This is a genomic window from Clavibacter michiganensis (genome assembly GCF_016907085.1).
In the GTDB taxonomy this organism is placed as follows: domain Bacteria; phylum Actinomycetota; class Actinomycetes; order Actinomycetales; family Microbacteriaceae; genus Clavibacter; species Clavibacter michiganensis_O.
This window is the reverse complement of sequence record NZ_JAFBBJ010000001.1, coordinates 2,598,790-2,618,885: the sequence shown is the minus strand read 5'-3', so window position 1 is coordinate 2,618,885 and position 20,096 is coordinate 2,598,790. Positions and strand designations below refer to the sequence as shown.

Genomic DNA, 20,096 nt, shown 5'->3' with positions numbered 1-20,096 from the left:
ATGGCACCATGACGCGCCCCGGTGAGACCGTGCCCGACTCGCGGGGCCGCACCGGCCTCCACCTGCGCGGCACGGACCTCGACCGGAACCCCGACGTCGTCGTCAAGCGCGTCGAGGTCACCTCCGACGGCTGGCACGTGCTCCGCCGGACGACGCTCGACCTGCAGCTGCGCGACGGATCCTGGCAGGAGCAGCAGCGCGAGACGTACGACCGGGGCGACGGCGCGACCGTGCTCCTCTACGCGGCCGACACCCACCGGATCCTCCTCACGCGCCAGTTCCGCTACCCCGCCTACGTCAACGGCCACGCAGACGGCATGCTCGTCGAGGCGGCGGCCGGCCTCCTCGACGAGGACTCCCCGGAGGATGCGATCCGCCGCGAGGCCCGCGAGGAGCTGGGCGTGGAGGTCGTGGCGCTCACGCACCTGTTCGACCTGTTCATGAGCCCCGGATCCGTGACCGAGCGCGTGCACCACTACCTCGCGTCGTACACGCCGGCCGACGTCGTGGGCGCGGGCGGCGGCGTGGCCGAGGAGGGCGAGGACATCGAGCGGGTCGAGGTGACGCTCGACGAGGCGCTCGCGATGGTCGCCGACGGCCGCATCGCGGACGGCAAGACGGTGATCCTGCTCCAGCACGTGGCGCTGCACGGGTTCCCCGCGTAGGCCGGGCCGCACCCGCCGGTAGGCGAGGATGGATCCCGTGACCGACGCCACCGACGCCTCCCCCGTCTCCCCCCTCCGCCTCCACGACACCGCCGCCCGCGGCTTCGCCTCCGACAACTACTCCGGGATCCACCCCGAGGTGCTCGAGGCCATCGCGGCCGCGAACGGCGGGCACCAGGTCGCCTACGGCGGCGACGCGTACACGGCACGGCTCCAGGAGGTCGTGGGCGAGCACTTCGGCCGCGGCGCCGAGGCGTTCCCCGTCTTCAACGGCACGGGCGCGAACGTCACCGGGCTCCTCTCGATGCTGCCGCGCTGGGGCGCCGTGGTCTGCGCGACCACCGCGCACATCAACACCGACGAGGGCGGCGCGCCCGAGCGAGTCGCCGGCATCAAGCTCCTCCAGGTGCCCACCGAGGACGGCAAGCTCACCCCCGAGCTGATCGACCGCGAGGCGTGGGGCTGGGGCGACGAGCACCGCGCACAGCCGCTCGCCGTGAGCATCACGCAGACCACCGAGCTCGGCACCGTCTACACGCCGGCCGAGGTGCGGGCGATCGCCGACCACGCGCACGAGCGCGGCATGCGCCTGCACATGGACGGCGCCCGCCTCTCGAACGCGGCCGCCACGCTGGACGCGCCCTTCCGCGCCTTCACGTCCGACGCCGGCGTCGACGTCGTCAGCTTCGGCGGCACCAAGAACGGCCTGCTCTACGGCGAGGCGATCGTGGTGCTCGACCCCGAGGCGTCCGAGGGGCTCACCTACTTGCGCAAGCTCAACATGCAGCTCGCCTCGAAGATGCGGTTCGTGAGCGCGCAGCTGCTGGCGCTCCTCGGATCCGAGGTCGACGGCGTGCCGCTCTACCTCCGCTCCGCGCGCCACGCGAACGGCATGGCCGCGCGACTCCGCTCGGCGCTCGACGGCGTCGACGGCGTCGAGTTCACGCAGGAGACGCAGGCGAACGGCCTCTTCGCGATCCTCCCCGAGGGCGTCGCCGACCGCCTCCGCTCCGAGTTCCGCTTCTACGACTGGGACCCGGCCCGCCGCGAGGTGCGCTGGATGTGCTCGTTCGACACCACCGAGGACGACATCGACCGCTTCGCGGCGGCGATCCGCCGGGAGGTCGGGGCGGCATAGGGCGCGCCCCGTTCCCCGACGCACGACGGCGGCCGGCCCCGCGAGGGACTGGCCGCCGCCGCGTTCGTACGAGCGCGGATCACCTCGTGTTCTACAGCCACGCCGCGATGCCGTCGACCGTGAGAGCAGGAGCCGGTGGTCCGGATCCGTCGGGTCGGCCTGGCCGGGCGCGGCCTGGCCTGCCGCGTCGGAAGCCGGCGTGCGCCGCGCCCGCAGCTGCAGCTGCAGCTGCAGCCAGCGAGCGTCGACTCGAGACGGCCTGCACGTCGCGTCCCACGCCCAGCCGACTACGCGTGATGTGGACAGCCCACTCGTGTCCCCTGCGCATGGTCCTACCGTGTGCGGCGCCGGCTCCGGCGCTCTCGGCGAGGAACGCGCGACTCGCCTCAGAGCATTCAGCGCGCAGAACAGAACGGGACACACATGACAGATCGCATATCCCGCGTCACGGCGACACGAGCCCTCCTCCTCCTCGGCGCCATGAGCGCGGCCATGGTCCTCACTCCCATGTCCGCGCAGGCCTCGACCCGCGGACTCGAGACCGACGGCGTCCGGCACCACTACCCTCAGGTCCGTCCCGACCCGTGCTACTCCGGGACCCCGACCTTCGAGTGGCCCCCGAGCGTCCACTGCGGACCCGACAACTAGGCACGCCCCACGGCGCCGTCTTCAGCTACGTGAAGGCGGCGCCGTAGAGCGGCGGCGATGGATGCGCCGCTCCCGGAGAGCAGCGGGTCGGACCCGCGTCACGTCTCGCGCGGTGGAGTCTGAGCCGACATCCCGTGACGTAGCCAGTCCGGCTGAGGCGCTTCAGGGGCTCATCCGACCGTCACGTGAACTCGTGCCGCCTATCGCGCGATCATCGCTGCGCCTGCGATCCGGAGCGGGGGCTTCCGCCCTACCTCGCCAAGCGGGGGAACAGTGCCTCGGCGGCGGAGCGGTCCACCTCACCCAGCCGCTCCGCCCCAGGGCCGTCATAGATGTCCAGCTCGTGGTCGAAGCGCGCGCTCCATTCCGGGTCGGCATAGGGGAAGTCGCTTCCGTAGAGGATGTGACCCGGCTCCGCGAACGCGAGGAGCGACGGCAGGGACGTGGGCGACGCGGACAACGCGGTGTCGAAGTAGAATTTGCGCAGTCCCGCCTGGATGCTCTCCGGGGTGGTGCCGGGGTTGAACATGGCGGCGGCGCTGAAGCGGCTGGCGGCGTAGGGCAGGAACCCGCCCGCGTGCGAGAGGATCACGCGCAGGTCCGGGTGCCGGTCGAACACGCCGTGGGCGACGAGGTCCACGGCGGTGCGCGTGGTGTCGAACGGGAAGTCCAGCAGCGCCGTCGGCATCCCCGGCAGCTGCGCGATCGGCGGCGACGTGGGGTGCACGAAGACCACGGCCGAGCGTGCGGCGAGCTCCACCCACAGCGGCTCGTACGCGGGATCGCCGAGGTAGCGCCCGTTCGCGTTCGACAGCAGGAGCACACCGTCGGCGTGGAGGTCGTCGAGCGCCCGGACGGCCTCGGCGACCGCGCCGTCGAAGTCCGGCAGCGGCAGCACGGCGAAGTGCCCGAACCGGTCCGGCCGTGATCGGACCAGCTCGGCCTGGTAGTCGTTCAGCTCGCGCGCGAGCGCGCGGGCTGCGGCATCGTCACCGAAGTGGACACCGGGTGCGCTCATCGACAGGATCCCGGTCTCGATGCCGGCCTCGTCCATCATCGCGATGGCTGCCTCGGGGTCCCATTCCGGCATCTGCCAGCCGCCGATCGTGCGCGGACCCTGTCGCGGTCCCGTGTCGCCGTTCGCCGCCCACGGATTCCACTGCGCGGATCCGCCCGACACGGCCGGGGCACCCCCGGCCGACCCGGCCCCGCTCCCCATCGCCCGTTCTCCTGCCGCCTTCAGCGCCTCGAAGTAGATGGGCGGGAGCAGGTGCTGGTGGACGTCGATCTTTCCTGGCATGTCAAGAACCTCCGATTGCGTTGGTGGATGTCACGTGCGCGTCGTGCGGGGCGTGGGCGTGATGGCCGCCGGTCAGGTGGAGCAGTGCTGCTGATCGCGTCGCGGTCAGGGTGACGGCGTGAGCGGAAGGAATTCCGAGCTGGTGGTGACGGCGGCGTGCGGGGCGTGGGCGGGCGAGGGCCCGGCCGCCCCGCGGGTCCCCGACCCCGGAGGCCGTGCCTCCGTCGCGCGGGCCGCGGCTTCCCGACGGGTGCGGATGAGCATGGCCGTCAGGGTCAGCAGGATGCCCGCGACCGCCCAGATCCCCAGTCGGATGATCGGAGCGGTCACGGCCGCGCCGTCGAAGTACTGGACCGACCGCAGGAGGTCGAGCGCGTCGCCCTGGGGGAAGACGTAGTAGAGGGTCTGGAAGAAGTCGTTGAGGACGTGGATCCCGAGCGGCCCACCGGAGGACGTGTTGCCCAAGATCACCAGGGCGAGCGTCATCGCCAGCGCGGCGATGGTGCCGCCGAGGGCCGCGACTCCCGTCACCGCCCCTCCAATCGCGACACCCGTCAGCCAGAGGACCCCGAACACGCCCCATGGGCCGACGGTCACGGCATCCAGCGCGGAGTCGATCCAGAGCGTGATCAGGCCGGCGAGCAGGCCGGAGTAGATGACGAGGACGACGCTGCGCTCGACGAACTTCGGCGCCGTGTCGACCGTGCCGAGGATGCGTCCGAACACCGTCGCGCCGAGCGCCGCGCCCAGCCCCGCGAAGAGGATCGCGTAGAACTCGATCGATCCGACCGGGTCGTCCTCCGGCAGAGGGGCGAGGTCGATGGTCTGGTTCGTGGACTGCGCCTTCGCCGCGATCGAGGCGCCGATGCCGGATACTGCCTGCGCGACGGCGCGGCCTCCGCCGCTGGCGATGTAGGTGGAGACCTGGCCGCCGGTACCCGGCGCGGGCAGGACGACAGCGCCGTCCACGTCACGGTCGAGCACGGCGGCCTGGGCCTCCTCGGCGGAGGACACGACGGTGAGCTCCAGCGACCCCTGCTGCTCGAGCGCGACGATCGTGTCGGCGTCGCCGGTCACCGCGAGGTGGATGTGGTTCGGCGTCGGGTCGCCGAACGCGGTCGAGTAGCTGACCAGCATCGCCATGGCGAGGAGCAGGATCGCGACCCCGCCGAGGATCAGGTTCCGGTAGCGATGGATGGACCCCGGCCCCTCCGACGTCAGCGCGCCCCCCGCGACCGCCGCCTCGAAGTCGGGGTGCTGCGGGGAGTCTCCGCGGTGATGTGCCGTCTCGGTCACGTGGGTCATCATGTCCTTTACAGTTGTCCAATAGATGACGACCGTACACAAGGTCGGGGCCTCTGACAAGATGGATGCATGACGGAGCGGAGTGGCGCGGTACCGGACGGCGCGTCCCGGGTCGACCCGCGGGTCGTCCGCACCCGCTCCGCCCTGATCCAGGCGCTCACAGCGCTGGTGTCCGAGGCGCCGAAGGGCGAGGCGATCTCGATGAGCGCGGTGGCGCAGCGCGCGGGCTTCAGCCGGCAGGCGCTGCACAACCACTACGACAACGTCGGCGACCTCGCGACGGATGCCTGGATCAGCCGGCTCCTCCAGGAATGCCCAACCGCCGCCGACGGCGCGGCGAACCTCGCGCAGGCGCTCACCGACGCCGTCCGGGAGCACGGGGTCGAACCGCTGCTGGCCGCCGGGCGAGCGGATCGCGAGTTCTTCGACAAGCTCCGCGCCATCCCGCGCGGCGAGCGGGTCGCCGAGGTCATCGCGGCGGTGGTGAGCACCTGGTTGATGGAGTCGCATCACGACGACGCCCGACCGGGCATCGCCCTCAGCGATGACGCACGGACCTTCGCGATCGGCGGGATGGTCGCGCTCGTGTCGACCTGGCAGATGGCCGACGCGCCGCCGAGCACCGCCCAGCAGGTCGCGACGCTCCGCGCGTTCGCCGCCGCGGCCGCCACCGCTACCGCGGCCCCGGCCTCGTCCGACTAGACGGCGCGGTCACCAGGGCCCGGGAGCCGCACGCCGACCCGCCCGAGCCGCGGAGCCCGGGCGGGAGATGCGTCAGGCGTCGTAGGCGACGTAGTGCAGCTCGGCGTCCCGTCGCTCGTCGTGGAGCGTGACGTACGCCTGCGCGATGACGTCCGGCTCGGCATCCGGGCGGCCGCCGCCGATCAGCGCGGTGATGGCGACGAACGCCACGTGGACCCCGCGCTCCGCGAGGGCGGCGTGGAGGTTCAGCGTCCAGTTCCGCAGTCCCGCCGCGGCGATGTTGATGTTGCCGCGGGCCGGCGTGGGCGCGAGCGAGCCACCGCCCGTGGTCACGATGACCGTGCCGGAACCCGCGGCGATCATGTCCGGCAGCACGGCGCCGATCGCCGCCACGGCACCGCCCAGGTAGAAGTCGATCTGCGGCTGCAGGTTCTCCATCGTCACGTCCAGCGCGTCGACCGACTCCAGAGCGCGATCCGCCGGGGAGAACTCGAGCACGTCGATCGGACCGAGCTCGTCGCGGATCGAGCGGAGCGCTTCCCTGATCGTGTCGGGCCGGGTGACGTCGGCCGTGAAGCCCCGAGCGGTGATGCCATCGGCACCGAGCGTGCGCTCCAAGCCGTCCAGCTTCGACCGGTCACGCGCCACGAGGGCGACGTCGAAGCCCTTCCGCCCGAACGCGCGCGCGATCTCGAGGCCGAGTCCCGGCCCCGCTCCGATGATGGTGATGAGGGGCATGATGCGTCCTTCCCGTGGCGCGCTGCCGAGCCACGTGTCCTGATGCGATAAGTTGAGTAGGTCCTCAAGTGCGCCCGAGCCTATGTTGAGGATGCCCTCAAGATCAAGTGGAGCCAGCATGAGTCCTGCCCCCGGCCTGCGCCGAGACGCTCAGGCGAACGTCGAGAAGCTGCGCGCGGCCGCCATGGCGGTGTTCACCGCACGAGGGCTGTCCGCTCCGCTGGAGGACATCGCCCGAGAAGCCGGCGTGAGCATCGGGACGCTCTACAACCGCATCGGCTCGCGGGACCAGCTCATCGACGCCGTCGTGCCGGACATCGCCGGCGCGAAGCTCGCGACGCTCCGGGACCGGACCTTGGCCGAGGACTCCCCGCGCGCGCAGCTGGAGACCTTCATCGCCGAGATGATCGATCTGCAGCGCAGCGATCCCGCCATGAACGACGCGATGCTCCGCCGCTATCCCGACGCGGTGCTCCTCATCAACGCGTGCGAACGATCCATGGCGCTCGGGGCGGAGCTCGTCGACAACGCCCACGACGCCGGCGTGCTCTCGCCCGACTTCACACCGGATGACCTCATGAGCGTGCTGTGGATGGCCGGGATGGCCAGCCACGACCCCACCGCGCCGGACGGATGGCGTCGGGTCGTCGACCGCAGCATCGCCGCGGCCTGGACCGCGGGGGGCTGACGCCGGCCTCCGCCAGCACCCGCCCGTCGACCCGACGAAGACCACAGCGACGAGCTCACCGCCCGCTGCGGCGGTGAGCTCCTCGACTCCCACCGTCCTCCGGCCTGTACCGCCCTTCTGAGCTCGTCATCCCCTCGCACGGAACGGCGGCGGTCGGCACACTCGAGGCCGGCCGCCGCCGTGTTCCCAGGGCGCGGATCAGCCCGTGTTCTGCAGCCCCGCCGCGATGCCGTTGACCGTGAGGAGCAGGAGCCGGTGGTCGGGATCCGTGGGGTCGGCCTGGCCGGGAGCGCCCTGGCCGGTCGCGTCGGAGGCCGCCGTGCGCAGCGCGCGGAGGGCCCGCAGCTGGAGCAGCGAGAGCGCGTCGACGTACGGGCTGCGGAGGCGCACCGCGCGGCGCAGCACCGGCCGGCCCTCGAGGATCTCGCCGCGGCCCGTGGCCTTCCGCACCCACTCGCGCGTGAGCTCCATCTCCTCGGTGACGAGCGCCGCGAGATCCGGCCGGTCGCCGAGCGCGAGGTAGCGCTCCGCGAGGCGGCCGTCGGTCTTGGCGAGCGACATCTCGACGTTGTCGATCATCGACGTGAACAGCGGCCACTCGTCGTACGCCTTGCGGAGCACGGCCTCGTCGCCGACGGCGGCGAGCGCCGACCCCAGCCCGAACCAGCCCGTGAGGTTGATGCGCGCCTGCGTCCACGCGAACACCCACGGGATCGCCCGCAGGTCCTCGAGCGACTCGACCGACAGGCCGCGGCGGGCCGGCCGCGAGCCGAGCGCCAGCAGCCCGATCTCCTCCATCGGCGTGACCTGCGCGAACCACGGCGCGAAGCCGGGCGCCTTCACGAGCTCGAAGAAGCGGGCGCGCGAGGCCTCGTCCATCGTGCGCACCATCTCGGCGGACCCCTGTGCGGCCACCGCGTTGCGCTCCTCGTTGGAGGGCGCAGAGGCGAGCAGGGTCGCGGCGGCCATCTGCTCGATGTGGCGGGCGGCGATGCGCTTGTCGCCGTAGTGGGCGAAGATCACCTCGCCCTGCTCGGTGAGCTTGAAGCGGCCGTCGACGGATCCCGGCGGCTGGGCCCGCACGGCGCGGTCGGCAGGCCCGCCGCCGCGGCCGAGCGCGCCGCCGCGGCCGTGGAAGAGCGTGAGCTCGATGTCGTTCTCGCGCGCCCACGCGGCGATGCGCGCCTGCGCGTCGAACAGCGCGAACGTCGCGGAGACCGGCCCGACGTCCTTCGACGAGTCGGAGTAGCCGAGCATGACCTCGAGCTTGCGGCCCGTCTGCGCGAGGCGCGCCGCCACCTGGGGCAGCCGGATCATGCCGTCGAGGATCTCCGTGCTCGCGTCGAGATCCGCGAACGTCTCGAAGAGCGGGATGACGTCGAGGACGGGCGCCTCCTCCGCCGACCCGAGCGCGAGCGCGGCCAGCTCGTGCACCGTGCGGATGTCGTCGGCCGACTGGGTGAACGAGACGATGAAGCGGGAGAACGGCGCGACGCCGTGCCGCTCCTGCAGGCGGGCGAGCGTGCGGAACACGTCGAGCACCTCGACCGTCATGGGCGCGAGCTCGGGCGCCTGGTCGCCGGACGCGTCCGCCGCGGCGACGGCGAGGACCTCGCGGAGCGCCTCGCGGTGCACCTGCGAGTGCTGGCGCACCTCCATCTCGGCGAGGTGGAAGCCGAAGGTCTCGGCCTGCCAGACGAGGCCCTGCAGCTCGCCGCCCGCGATGCGGTGCGCGCCCGCGCTCCGGAGCGACGCCTGCAGCACGCGGAGGTCGGCGAGCAGCTCGGCGGCCGACGGGTAGGCGATGGGGTCGTCGTGGCGCTCGCGCGTGGCGGCGAGGCGGCCGGCGATGACGAGCAGCACGCGGCGGTGCAGCTCGGCGGGCGCGCGCGTGCCGATGCGGGCGGTGAGGTGCGGCGCGAGCGCGTCCTGCGCGGCGGCGAGCTCGCGGAGCTCGGCGCTCGGCGGGGTGTCGGCGTCGCCGAGCGTGAGCGAGCGGCCGACGCGGAGGGCGACGCGCTCGAGGCCCAGCAGGATGTGCTCGCTGGCGATGCCCGCGGCCTCCTCCGTGACCGCGGCGGTGACGTACGGGTTGCCGTCGCGATCCGCCGCGATCCAGTTGCCGAGCCGGAAGAAGGCGGGCGCGACCGCGTCGCGCACGCCGGCCTCCTCGCCGAGCAGCCAGTCGTCGAGCAGGCGGTAGACGCGCGGCACGACCTCGAACAAGGTCTGGTCGAAGACGCCCATGGCGGTGCGGACCTCGTCGAGCGGGGTGGGCCGCGTGGTGCGCAGCGGCGACGTGCGCCACAGGCCGTCGATCTCCTCGAGCAGCCGGCGGTCGATGTCCTGCCCGGTGAGCGTGCCCGCCATGGCGCCGTCGCGCTCCGTGAGCAGGTCGCCGATGCGGCGGATCCCCGTGGCCACCGCCCGCCGGCGCGCCTCGGTGGGGTGCGCCGTGAGCACCGGGTGGAACCGCATCTCGCCGAGGCGGTGCATGGCCTCCTCGCGGCCCAGCTCCTCGGTGAGCTTCCCGACGGCGTCCGGGATGGAGTCGGGGACGAAGCCCGACGCCGCCTCGCGCTCGCGGAGGACGCGCACGCGGTGGTGCTCCTCGGCGAGGTTCGCGAGGTGGAAGTAGCAGGTGAACGCGCGGGCGACCTGCTCGGCGCGCTCGGGCGTGAACGTGGCGACGAGGCGCTCGGCGTCGTCGATGGAGGCGTCGCGCGCGCTCTCGTACGCGTCGATCACGAGCTCGCGCAGCCGCTCGACGTCGCGCAGCAGATCCTCCCCGCCGGACTCGCGGAGCACCTGGCCGAGCAGGCCGCCGAGGTGGCTGACGTCGGAGCGGAGCGCCGGCTCGACGGCGTCGCGCGTGCCGTCGCGGGTGGAGTCGTGCTCGAGGGGAAGCGGCTTCTTCGGGGGAGTCGTCACGGTGTCGAGGATACGGACAGCGCGCGGCGGATCCTGCGCATGACGTCCGAGGACGGACCCTCCGGCCGCGGATCCTGCTGTGGAGGGCGCACCGGGCGACCGGATCAGCTCGCGGCGGGCGCCGCCACGCGCTCGTCCCGCGGCATCCGCAGCAGCGCGTACGCGGAGGCGGCGAGCAGCAGCACGGCGCCCGTCGCGAAGGCGACCGGGTACGAGAACGCGTCCGCGAGGAAGCCGGCGACGAGCGGGCCGACGATGGCGCCGAGGTCCGACACCATCGAGAACACGGCGACCGGCCGGCCGCTGCGGGCGCCCGCGGCATCGCCGACGGCGGCGGCGGGCGCCGTGCCCATGAACGACGCGGCGGCGCCGTAGACGCAGAGCAGCACGGTGAGCACGACCATGTCCGGGGCGAACGGGATCGCGATCATCAGCAGCCCGGCGACGCCGTACGCGCCGACGATCGCGGGCCGGCGACCGCGCGTGTCCACGAAGCGCGCGGCCGGCGCGAGCGCGAGCGCCTGCACCACGGCGGCGCACGCGAACGCGATGCCGGTGGCCGAGGGATCCGCGCCGATCACGGCCACGACGAGCAGCGGGATCAGCGCGCTGCGGACGCCCATCGACGCCCACCCGTTGCCGAGGTTCGCGAGCAGCGCCGCGCGGTACCGCGGGTCGCGCAGCACCTTCCCGAACGGGATCACGACCTCGGGCGTCCCGGTCGCGGCGACGTCGCGCGTGCGCGGCCGCAGGAGCAGCAGCCCGATGACGCTCGCGACGGCGAGCGTGGCCGCGTAGAAGAAGAAGGGAGCGGTGAGCGAGATGGTCGCGAGCACGGCGCCGAGCGCGGGCCCGGCCATGCCGCCGATGAGGAAGCCGCCCTGGTAGAAGCCGATCGCGCGGGCGCGGCGGGTGGGATCCGTCGAGCCGAGCAGCAGCGTCATCGCGGCCACCGAGAACATCGCCGACCCGATGCCGCCCGCGCCGCGGAGGAGCAGCAGCTGCACGTAGTCCTGCGCGAGGCCCGCGAGCCCGGAGGAGACGGCGACGATCCCGATGCCGACCGCGAGCACGGTGCGCTCGCCGCTCCAGTCGATGAGGCGCGCGACGAACGGGCTCATCACGAACCGCATGAGCGCGAACGCCGAGATGACCGCGCCGACCTCGAAGCTGCCGACCCCGAAGCTCTCGGCGTAGACGGGCAGCACGGGCACGACGACGCCGAAGCCGACCATCACGAAGAACGCGATGACGCCGAGGACGAGGACGTCGCGCGGGAGCTTCGCGCGGGGTGCGCGGCCGGGGCCACGGGTGTCGGGCATCGAGCCGTCGCCGGGCTCGGGGGTGCGTGCGGATCCCGCACGTCGGAAGGACCGCATGCAGCCAGCGTACGTCGGCCGACGCCGCCGTCGGTCGCCGCTGCGCGCCCGCCTCACCCCATGTCGGCGCCCAGCCCCACCTCCGTGAAGATCGACCCGAGCAGCACGCCCGCGGGCGGCGACGTGTCCGCGCCGAGCTCCGGGAAGCGGTGCGCGAAGACCTCGGCGTCGTCCTCGGGGTGGTAGCCGATCGCCTCGCCCGCGGCGAGCGAGACCCAGCGGCGCGTGTTCCGCGAGACGCCCCAGACGATGCGGTGGCCGGGCTCGTCGAGGTGCAGCACCGCCTCCACGAGCCGGGCGGCGTCGCCCGCGGACAGCCAGGTGGAGATGCTGCGCGCGGCGGACGGCTCGGGCTCGGCCGTCATGATCCGCACGCTCACCACGACGTGCCCGTGCCGGTCGGCGTACATGCTGCCGAGCCCCTCGAGCAGCACCTTGCTGAGGCCGTAGAAGGTGTCGGGGCGGGGCACGGGCACGTCCTCGCGCGCGGCCTCGGTCGCGGGCAGGAAGCCGACCGCGTGGATGGAGCTGGCGGCGAGGATCCGCGGCACCCCCGCCCGCACGACCGCCTCGTGCACCGCGTGCGCGCCGTCGTTGTTGACCCGCTGGATCGCCTCCCACGACCGCTCGGCCGCGTGCGCCGCGAGGTGCACCACGAGGTCGGATCCGCGGAACGCCTCGGTGCACGCGTCGACGTCGGTCGTGTCGACGATCGCGGAGGTCTCCCCCGGCGCGAGCGGCCTCGGCGGCGCCACCACGTCGAGCAGCCGCAGCTCGTGCCCGGCCGCGAGGAGGAGCGGGCGGATGCTCGTGGCGATGCGCCCGGATCCTCCCGTGATCGTGATCGTGGCCATGCGGATCCCCTCGTCGTCGAAGCGCCGCGGTCCCGCGGCCGTCCTCCCATCCTGGGCGACGGGCGGGGCCCCGCCTAGAGGGGAGCCGCGTCGAACAGGACGCGCGAGCAGCCGACCGCCGCATCGTGCGTCACGACCGCACGCACGCCGTAGACGTCGGCGATGAGCTCCGGGGTGAGCACCTCGCGCGGATGCCCGCCCGCCACCACGCGCCCCTCGCGCAGCACGAGCACGCTGTCGCAGAACATCGCCGCGAGGTTGAGGTCGTGCAGCGCGATCACCGTGGTCACCGGCAGGTCGCGCACGAGGGCGAGCAGCTCCAGCTGGTGGCGGATGTCGAGGTGGTTGGTCGGCTCGTCGAGCAGCAGCTCGCGCGGCTCCTGCGCGAGGGCCCGGGCGATGTGGGCCCGCTGCCGCTCGCCGCCGGAGAGCGTGCGCCAGGCGCGGTCGGCCTTCGCCTCGAGGCCCACGTGCGCGATGGCCCGGTCGATGGCCGCCGCATCCTCCGCCGTGTCCCCGCCGAGCAGCGTGCGGTACGGCGTGCGGCCGAGGCGCACGACGTCGCGCACCACGATGTCGACCTCGGTCTCGCCGTGCTGCGTCACGGTCGCGACCCGGCGGGCGACGTCGCGGCGGCGGATCCCCGCGAGGTCGGCGCCGTCGAGCGTCACGCGGCCGGAGTCCGGCGACGCAGCCCCCTGGAGCAGCCTGAGGAGCGACGACTTGCCGGACCCGTTCGGCCCGAGCAGCCCGACGGTGGATCCGGGCGCGGGCTCCAGCGTCACGTCGTCGACCACGATCCGCCCGCCCCGCGACCAGCTGACGCCGTGCGCCTCGAGCGTCATGCGCGTCCCCGGTTCCGCATCAGCAGCAGCATGAAGACGGGCACGCCCACGAGCGCCGTGCCCACGCCCACGGGCAGCGGGGTGGGTGCGAAGGCGAGGCGCGAGAACGCGTCCACCCACACCATGAAGACCGCGCCGAGCACGATCGTGGCGGGCACGACACGCGCGTGCCGCTGGCCGAACAGCAGGCGCGCGGCGTGCGGGAGCACCAGGCCGACGAAGCCGATGGCGCCCGCGATGCTCACGAGCGTCGCGGTGAGGAGGGCCGTGACCACCAGGAGGATCGTGCGGGTGCGGCCCACGTGGATCCCGAGCGACGACGCCACCTCCTCCCCGAACGCGAAGGCGTCGAGCGAGCGGGCGTAGGCGAGGCAGACGACCGCGCCGATCGCCACGACGGAGACGCTGAGCCCCACCTCGTCCCAGCGCATGCCCTCGAGCGACCCGAGCAGCCAGAACGTGATGCCGCGCGTCTCGTCGGAGTCGGCGAACGCGAACACCACGAGCGAGGTGAGCGCGGAGAAGAGCTGCGTGCTGGCCACGCCCGCGAGGATCACGCCGGCCGTGCCCGCCGACGAGAACCGGGCGAGCAGCAGCACGAAGCCGAAGGCCACGAGCGCCCCGATGAAGGCGCCGCCGGACATCCCGATCGCGCCGCCGCCGAGGCCGAGCACCCCGATGAGCACGGCGCCCGTGGAGGCACCGGACGAGACGCCGAGCACGAACGGATCCGCGAGCGGGTTCCGCAGCAGCGACTGCAGCACGACGCCGCAGAGGCCGAGTCCCGCGCCGCACGCCGCCGCGACGAGCGCGCGCGGGAGGCGCTCCTGCCAGACGATCGCGTCCTCGGAGACGCGCACCGGGATGCTCGCGAGCCCGGCGTGGTTGAGCAGGATGTCGCGCACGTTCACGAGCGAGACGTCGGCCGGCCCGAGGGTCACGGCGACGCCCACGGAGAGCGCGAGCGCGACGATCCCGAGCACGACCAGCAGCCCGACGCGGAGCGCGTGCGGGAGGGCGCGCACCCGTGCGGCGACCGCGCCGAACGGCGCCCGCGGGACCGCCGCGCTCAGAGCTCCGCCCCGCGCGCGTCCCACCAGGCCCGGATCTTCTCGAGCCCGTCCACGAACCGGATCGACGGGTTCATCTCCGCGCCGTGCAGCGCCACCATCCGGTCCTCCTTCACGGCCGTGAGGTCGCGCGTGAGCGGGTCGGACTCGAGGAAGTCGATCTTGTCCTGCAGCTTGTCGCCCGGGAACCGGTCCCGCTGCAGGTCGCCGAGCACGAGGATGTCCGGGTCGCGGTCGACCACGGTCTCCCACCCGGTGGCGATGAAGTCGTCGCGCACCTCGGGGAACGCGTCCGTGAGACCGAGCTGGCGCGACAGGAGCGACGTGGCGCCGAATCCGCCGCCCATGTACGGCGTCTTGGTGTCGGCGAACCAGTACATGACCTTCGCGCCGCCCATGTCCATGCCGTCGGTGGCCGCGGCCGCGCGCTGCTGGAGCGACGCGACGAGCGCCTCGCCGCGATCCTGCACGTCGAAGACCTCCGCCATCTCGCGGATCTCCTGGTACAGCGCGTCGACGGTGAGCGCGGTCGTGCGCTGGCCGCCGCCGTTGATGCTGATGTCGGAGTCGCAGTCGGTGGGCGACAGGTAGGAGGGGATGCCCGTCTCGGCGAGCCGGTCGCGCGTGACGACGCCGCCCGTGCCGTAGTGGCGGCCGAAGGACGCGGTGACGAAGTCGGGGTCCGCGCCGAGCAGCACCTCGTAGGTGGGCGCGTTGTCGGCGAGGCGCGGCACCTGCGCGTTCGCGTCGGCGAGCGAGTCCAGCACCGGATCCGTCCACGACGCCGTGCCGACCATGCGGTCCTGGAGCCCGAGCGACAGCAGGATCTCGGTGGAGTCCTGGTCGAGCGACACGACGCGCGACGGCGCCTGGTCGATCGTCACGTCGTGGCCGCAGTTCGACAGCGTCAGCGGGTACGTCGTCGATCCCTCGCCGGCGTCGGCGACGGAGGCGGCCGGCACCTCCTCGGAGGCGCCGCATCCGGTGAGGGCGACGAGCACGAGGCCCGTCACGGCGGTGGCGGTGAGGCGGGCGAGGGCGCGAGCGCGGGGCATGGGTCTCCTGGGGTCGAGGCCGGCATCGGCCCGGCGGGGAGCCCGGGCCGCGGGTAAGCATAGCCTTACCTCACTGGGCGGCTCGACCCCGCCTCCACGACCGGGCGGGCCTATCGCCGTGGTCGCCGGGACGTCACGCGGTAGACCACGGCGAGGCCGATCACGAGGACGCCGTAGAAGGGAATCGCCCACGCGGAGCGGATCAGCGAGAAGCAGACCGCCGCGAGCAGGAGCGGCACCATCACCGCGACCCCGAGGGCGATGGGCTTCCGATCCATGGCGACGACCCTACCGAGACGTCGCCGACGGCACGATCCCCGTGAGCGGCGGGCGTCGACGGCCGGATCAGCGCCCGCGCACCACCGTCGACCCGCGCACGATCAGCTCGAAGCCCATCGTCTCGGAGCGGAAGGCGCCCGCGTCCGCACCGCGCTCGATCCGCTCGGCCAGCATCGCGACCGCCCGGCGCGCGATGGCGCGCCGACCGGGCGACACGGTGGTGAGCGGCGGCTGGGCGAAGCGGGAGTCGGCCGTGTCGTCGAGGCCCGCGACGGACACGTCCTCGGGCACGCGGAGGCCGCGTTCCTGGAGCATCCACTGGGCGCCGAGCGCGAGCGAGTCGTTGAAGCCGAAGACGGCGTCGAGCTCCACGCCGTCGTCGAGGAGGCGGGCCATCGCGGCGGCGCCGGACTCGCGGCGCCAGGGGCCGGGATCCACCTGCAGGCGCGGGTCGACGGGGATGCCGGCCGCGGCCAGCGCCTCCTCGGCGCCGCGCTGCCGGAGCGCGGATCCCGAGCGCTCGCCCGCGTCCCGCACGCCGATGAGCGCGATCCGCCGACGTCCGGTCTCCACGAGATGCGCGACCGCGGCACGCGCGGCGTCCAGGTCGGCGATGAGCACCTGGTCGGCGAGGCCCTCGAGGAAGCGCTGGCCGATCATCACGAGCGGCACGTTCAGGTCGATGACGCCCGCGTCCTCCTGGTGGAGGGCGAGCGGCTCGTAGATCACGCCGTCGAGCACCTGGCGGTGCAGGCCCGAGAGCGCGCCGATCTCGCGGTCGCGCCGCCCCGCCGTGGTCTCGACGAGCACGCTCAGGCCGAGCTCGTCGGCCGCGTCGATCACGTCCTGCGCGAGCGGCGCGAGGTACGCGCTGTCGAGCTCGGGGATCACGAGCGCGATCATGCGCGACCGGCCCGAGCGGAGGTTCCGGGCCGACACGTTCATCCGGTAGCCGAGCTCGGCGACGGCCGCCTCGATCCGCGCCCGCGTCTCTTCGCGCATGTAGGGGTAGCCGTTGAAGAAGTTGCTGACGGTCTTGATGGAGACGCCGGCGGCCTTCGCGACGTCGCTCATCGTGGCCGCCATCCGCTCCCCCTCGTCCGGGCGCTCCCGCGGCGGATCCTCGTCCGGCCGGCGCGCGCCGCCCCCAGCCTCGCACGCGGGCCGGGTGGCGGCCCTACTTCACGGCGCCGCTGATGAGGCCGGCCACGTAGTAGCGCTGCAGCAGCAGGTAGAGCACGACGCACGGGAGCACCGTCACGGCGACGCCCGTCTGCATCAGCCCCCAGTCGACCGTGTTGTTCTGGCCGGCCGAGAGGATGTTGAGGCTCACCGGGAGCGTGTAGAGGCTCTGGTCGGTGATGAGGATGAGCGTCGCGAAGAAGTCGTTCCACGCCGAGAAGAAGGTGAGCAGAGCGGTCGAGACGACGCCGGGGATCGCGATGGGCAGCATCACGCGCCGCATCGCCTGCAGCGGCGTGTTCCCGTCGATGAGCGCGGCCTCCTCCAGGCTCGCCGGCACCGCCGCGAACGAGTTCCGCATGAGGAAGATCCCGAACGGCAGGTTGAAGGTGGCGAGCACGAGCGACAGCCCCACGAGGCTGTTGTCGAGGTCGAGCTCGATGAGCGTCAGGAACAGCGGCGTGATGATCGCCTGGAACGGGATCATGAACGTGATCAGCACGACGAAGAAGACGACGTCGCTCCCCTGGAACGGCAGTCGCGCGAACGCGTAGCCGGCCAGCGTCGAGACCACGACCGTGATCGCGGTCACCAGCAGCGACACGAAGACGCTGTTGCGCAGGCTCGTCACGAGGTCGAGCCCGCCGGTCGGAGTGAGGAGCCGCTGGAGGTTGCCGAGACCGACCGAGCCGTCCTGCGCGGTGAGCGCGGTGCCGAGCATGATCCCCAGCGGGTAGAGGAAGAGGAGCGCGACGCAGCCGCAGGCGACGTACCAGGCGAGGCGCGGCATGGAGGCGCGCACGGCGCCGAGGCCGCGGGCGTCCCGGCCGCGCGCTTCGCGAAGCGGGGACGCGCCCGCGGCGGGGACGGAGGAGGCGGGGCGGGTGGGGGCGGATGTGCTCATGAGTGGTCCGAGTTCCGGAGGAGCAGCATCTGGGCTGCGCTGACGAGGCCGAGGACGACCATGAGGATGATGGAGAGCGCGGCCCCGTAGCCGAGGTCGAGCCGGATGAACGAGGAGCGGTAGATCTCGTAGACCGCCGTGATGGTGCCGTTGTCCGGCCCGCCCGCGGTCATGATGTAGAACTGGTCGAACGCCAACAGGGACCCGGCCACGCTGAACACCAGCACGAGCGCGAGGGTCGGCCGCAGCAGCGGCAGCGTGATGTGGAAGAACCGCTGCCAGCGCGTGGATCCGTCCACCTCGGCCGCCTCGTTCACCTCCTGCGGGATCGACTGGAAGCCCGAGAGCAGGAGCAGCATCTGGAGCCCCGCGGACTTCCACGCGACCATGCTGACGACCACGAGGAACGCGGTCACGTTCCCGCCGAACATGTTCGTCGACACGTCGAGCAGCCCGATGCCGGCCAGCGCCTTCATGGTCGGCCCGATCACCGGCTGCCACATGAAGAGGAAGAGGTAGCTCGCGGAGGCGAGACCGACCACGACCGGCAGGAAGAAGATCGACTGGAAGATGCGGGCGGTGCGCGTGCGGCGCTGGATGAGGAGCACCAGCACGAGGCCGATCACGAGGAGCACCGGGGTCACCACCGCCGTGTAGACGAGCGTGAACCCGACCGCCTTGAGGAAGGCGGCGTCCTGGAACGCCTCGACGTAGTTGGCCAGGCCGGTGAAGGCCCGGTTGCCGAGCAGCGGCCAGGTGTACGTCGACATCGCGATGGTGCGCATCAGCGGCCAGATGAAGAACGTCACGAGCATCACGAGGGCGGGCAGCGCCAGGAGGATGCCGGTGCGGCGCCGCCTCCTCGCCATGCCGCCGCGGTCGCGCACCGCGCTGCGGGCAGGGGACGCCACGGCGCCCTGCAGCCGGGTGATCACGGGTGCGGTCACTTCTCGTCCTCCTCGACGTAGACGACGGAGTCGAGGATGCGCTGCGCCTCGGCCTGGGCCTCGCGCTGCGCCTCCGGGATCCCGCCGCCGAACACGGACTGCGAGATCAGGTTGACCCAGACCCCGTTGTTGTCGTTGAACAGCTCGTTCTCGACCGGGCTGAACGGCACGTGGCCCACCCGGAGCGCATCCGCGAACACGCTGTAGCGCGGGTCCTGCGGCACGTAGACCTCGTCGAGCAGGTCGGTGCGGATGGGCACGACCGACTGCTCGGCGAGGATCGTCTGGGCCTCCGCTCCCGTCGCCCACTCGACGAACTCCCACGCCGCGTCGGCGTCGTCGGAGCCCTCGAGGATCGCAAGGGTGTCGCCGCCGCCGAAGGACGCGGATCCGCCGTCCTTGCCGGGCAGCGGCGTGACACCGAAGTCGACCGTGCCGCCGGCCACCAGCGCGCCCATGGTGGCGGTGCCGTCGGCGATCATGCCGACCGTGCCCTGCTGGAACGCGGTCGCGGTGTTGGGGCCGGCGTCGGTCTGGGCGAGCGACGGCATGCTGCCGTCGGTCCACATTCCGCGCAGGAGCTCGAGCCCCTCGGCGACCTCCGGGCTGTCGAGGGTCGCAGTGCGGCCGTCGGCGGAGAGCACGTTGCCGCCGCCGCCCCAGATCAGCGGAGTGAAGCCGAAGATGAGGCAGCCGCCGCACGCGCCGGGGATGGAGTAGCCGTAGGTGCTGTCGCCGAGCGCGGTGATGGCCTTCGCAGCCGCGCGGATCTCCGCGTGGGTAGTCGGCGGATCCTCCGGGTCGAGCCCGGCCTCGGCGAAGAGCGTCTTGTTGTAGAAGAGCACCGACGCGTCGCCCGTGAACGGCACTGCGTAGGTGCGGTCGTCGAACGCCGAGACGGATGCGTGCGCGGGGCTGAAGTCGTCGGCGTAGCCGAGCGCGTCGACCCGGTCGGTGATGTCGACGAGGGCGCCGGCCTGCGCGAAGTACGGCGTGAAGACCAGGTCGAGGGCGGCCGCGTCCGGCGGGTCGCCACCCGCGATGGAGGTCGCGAGCTTCTGCACGTAGCTGGGCGAGGGGACGAGCGTGATCTCGACCTGCGTCTCGTGCGTGGCGTTGTACGCGTCGGCGAGCGGCTCGACGAGGGCCTTCTCGTAGTCGCGGATCCAGAGCTCGATGGTCCCGTCGCCCTCGCCGCCGCCGGATCCCGCGGAGCACCCGCTGAGCGCGAGGCCCGTGATCGTGAGGGTCGCCGCGGCGACCAGCCTCCTCGTGGTCCGCTTCATCGCGCTCCTCGTGTCCGTGACGTGTCGGCCCCGAGGGACTCGGCCGCATGGCCGCACGCACCGCCGTGGTGCCTTCTACATCGTTGTACTAGATTATGTGCATCGATGTACTGCCCGTCAAGGGCGGGTCGATCCGGGTACGGCACCGCCGCCGCGCCCGCATCCGAGAGCCGAGGATCC

The 20,096-nt window shown here is 72.8% G+C and carries 18 protein-coding genes; 4 read left to right on the top strand and 14 right to left on the bottom strand.

The annotated features are described in order from the left end of the window. Positions 1-8: 8 nt before the first annotated feature. Both JOE38_RS12280 and JOE38_RS12275 read left to right on the top strand, forming a co-directional pair. Positions 9-665: an NUDIX domain-containing protein gene (locus tag JOE38_RS12280; protein WP_204576539.1), complete on the top strand. Its 657-nt coding sequence runs from the start codon at positions 9-11 to the stop codon at positions 663-665. A gap of 28 nt (positions 666-693) precedes the next feature. Then, positions 694-1,803 carry a threonine aldolase family protein gene (locus tag JOE38_RS12275; protein ID WP_204576538.1) on the top strand — a complete coding sequence of 370 codons (1,110 nt, stop codon included), beginning with the start codon at positions 694-696 and terminating at the stop codon, positions 1,801-1,803. A gap of 898 nt (positions 1,804-2,701) precedes the next feature. On the opposite strand, the gene JOE38_RS12270 is transcribed toward JOE38_RS12275, so the two are convergent. Both JOE38_RS12270 and JOE38_RS12265 read right to left on the bottom strand, forming a co-directional pair. Further along, positions 2,702-3,751 (bottom strand): amidohydrolase family protein, encoded by a 1,050-nt coding sequence (locus JOE38_RS12270; protein WP_204576537.1) that lies wholly within the window; start codon positions 3,749-3,751, stop codon positions 2,702-2,704. Between the two features lie 105 nt (positions 3,752-3,856). Next, positions 3,857-5,047 (bottom strand): hypothetical protein, encoded by a 1,191-nt coding sequence (locus tag JOE38_RS12265; RefSeq protein WP_204576536.1) that lies wholly within the window; start codon positions 5,045-5,047, stop codon positions 3,857-3,859. Between the two features lie 78 nt (positions 5,048-5,125). On the opposite strand from JOE38_RS12265, the gene JOE38_RS12260 reads away from it, so the two are divergent. After that, positions 5,126-5,758: a TetR/AcrR family transcriptional regulator gene (locus JOE38_RS12260; RefSeq protein ID WP_204576535.1), complete on the top strand. Its 633-nt coding sequence runs from the start codon at positions 5,126-5,128 to the stop codon at positions 5,756-5,758. A 72-nt stretch (positions 5,759-5,830) separates the two neighbouring features. On the opposite strand, the gene JOE38_RS12255 is transcribed toward JOE38_RS12260, so the two are convergent. Then, complete coding sequence (locus JOE38_RS12255; RefSeq protein WP_204576534.1) at positions 5,831-6,496, bottom strand: SDR family NAD(P)-dependent oxidoreductase; 666 nt, start codon at positions 6,494-6,496, stop codon at positions 5,831-5,833. Between the two features lie 118 nt (positions 6,497-6,614). Here JOE38_RS12255 and JOE38_RS12250 point away from each other — a divergent pair, with 118 nt between their 5' ends. Then, the gene (locus tag JOE38_RS12250; RefSeq protein WP_204576533.1) at positions 6,615-7,184 is read left to right on the top strand and encodes a TetR/AcrR family transcriptional regulator; all 570 of its coding nucleotides are present in this window, start codon (positions 6,615-6,617) and stop codon (positions 7,182-7,184) included. Between the two features lie 198 nt (positions 7,185-7,382). Here JOE38_RS12250 and JOE38_RS12245 read toward each other — a convergent pair whose 3' ends face one another. The 11 genes from JOE38_RS12245 to JOE38_RS12195 form a co-directional block, all read right to left on the bottom strand. Beyond that, on the bottom strand, positions 7,383-10,115 hold the full coding sequence (locus JOE38_RS12245; RefSeq protein ID WP_204576532.1) for a phosphoenolpyruvate carboxylase: 2,733 nt from the start codon (positions 10,113-10,115) through the stop codon (positions 7,383-7,385). Positions 10,116-10,219: 104 nt separating this feature from the next. Further along, positions 10,220-11,494, bottom strand: a complete 1,275-nt coding sequence (locus JOE38_RS12240) for an MFS transporter (protein WP_239544827.1) — start codon at positions 11,492-11,494, stop codon at positions 10,220-10,222. Between the two features lie 53 nt (positions 11,495-11,547). After that, positions 11,548-12,348 (bottom strand): NAD-dependent epimerase/dehydratase family protein, encoded by an 801-nt coding sequence (locus JOE38_RS12235; protein ID WP_204576531.1) that lies wholly within the window; start codon positions 12,346-12,348, stop codon positions 11,548-11,550. A 74-nt stretch (positions 12,349-12,422) separates the two neighbouring features. Beyond that, positions 12,423-13,193, bottom strand: a complete 771-nt coding sequence (locus JOE38_RS12230; RefSeq protein WP_204576530.1) for an ABC transporter ATP-binding protein — start codon at positions 13,191-13,193, stop codon at positions 12,423-12,425. Further along, positions 13,190-14,290, bottom strand: coding sequence for a FecCD family ABC transporter permease (locus JOE38_RS12225; protein WP_374191163.1), 1,101 nt, complete (start codon positions 14,288-14,290; stop codon positions 13,190-13,192). The genes JOE38_RS12230 and JOE38_RS12225 overlap by 4 nt, the downstream gene beginning before the upstream one ends. Further along, positions 14,263-15,318 (bottom strand): ABC transporter substrate-binding protein, encoded by a 1,056-nt coding sequence (locus tag JOE38_RS12220; RefSeq protein ID WP_204576529.1) that lies wholly within the window; start codon positions 15,316-15,318, stop codon positions 14,263-14,265. The genes JOE38_RS12225 and JOE38_RS12220 overlap by 28 nt, the downstream gene beginning before the upstream one ends. 110 nt (positions 15,319-15,428) lie before the next feature. Further along, positions 15,429-15,596: a hypothetical protein gene (locus JOE38_RS12215; protein WP_204576528.1), complete on the bottom strand. Its 168-nt coding sequence runs from the start codon at positions 15,594-15,596 to the stop codon at positions 15,429-15,431. 67 nt (positions 15,597-15,663) lie between these two features. Beyond that, complete coding sequence (locus tag JOE38_RS12210; RefSeq protein ID WP_239544826.1) at positions 15,664-16,683, bottom strand: LacI family DNA-binding transcriptional regulator; 1,020 nt, start codon at positions 16,681-16,683, stop codon at positions 15,664-15,666. Positions 16,684-16,774: 91 nt separating this feature from the next. Then, positions 16,775-17,683: a carbohydrate ABC transporter permease gene (locus JOE38_RS12205; RefSeq protein WP_239544825.1), complete on the bottom strand. Its 909-nt coding sequence runs from the start codon at positions 17,681-17,683 to the stop codon at positions 16,775-16,777. Then, on the bottom strand, positions 17,680-18,630 hold the full coding sequence (locus tag JOE38_RS12200) for a carbohydrate ABC transporter permease (RefSeq protein WP_307838875.1): 951 nt from the start codon (positions 18,628-18,630) through the stop codon (positions 17,680-17,682). Before JOE38_RS12200 ends, JOE38_RS12205 begins: the two co-directional genes overlap by 4 nt. Further along, positions 18,627-19,916 (bottom strand): ABC transporter substrate-binding protein, encoded by a 1,290-nt coding sequence (locus JOE38_RS12195; protein ID WP_204576527.1) that lies wholly within the window; start codon positions 19,914-19,916, stop codon positions 18,627-18,629. Before JOE38_RS12195 ends, JOE38_RS12200 begins: the two co-directional genes overlap by 4 nt. Positions 19,917-20,096 lie beyond the last annotated feature (180 nt).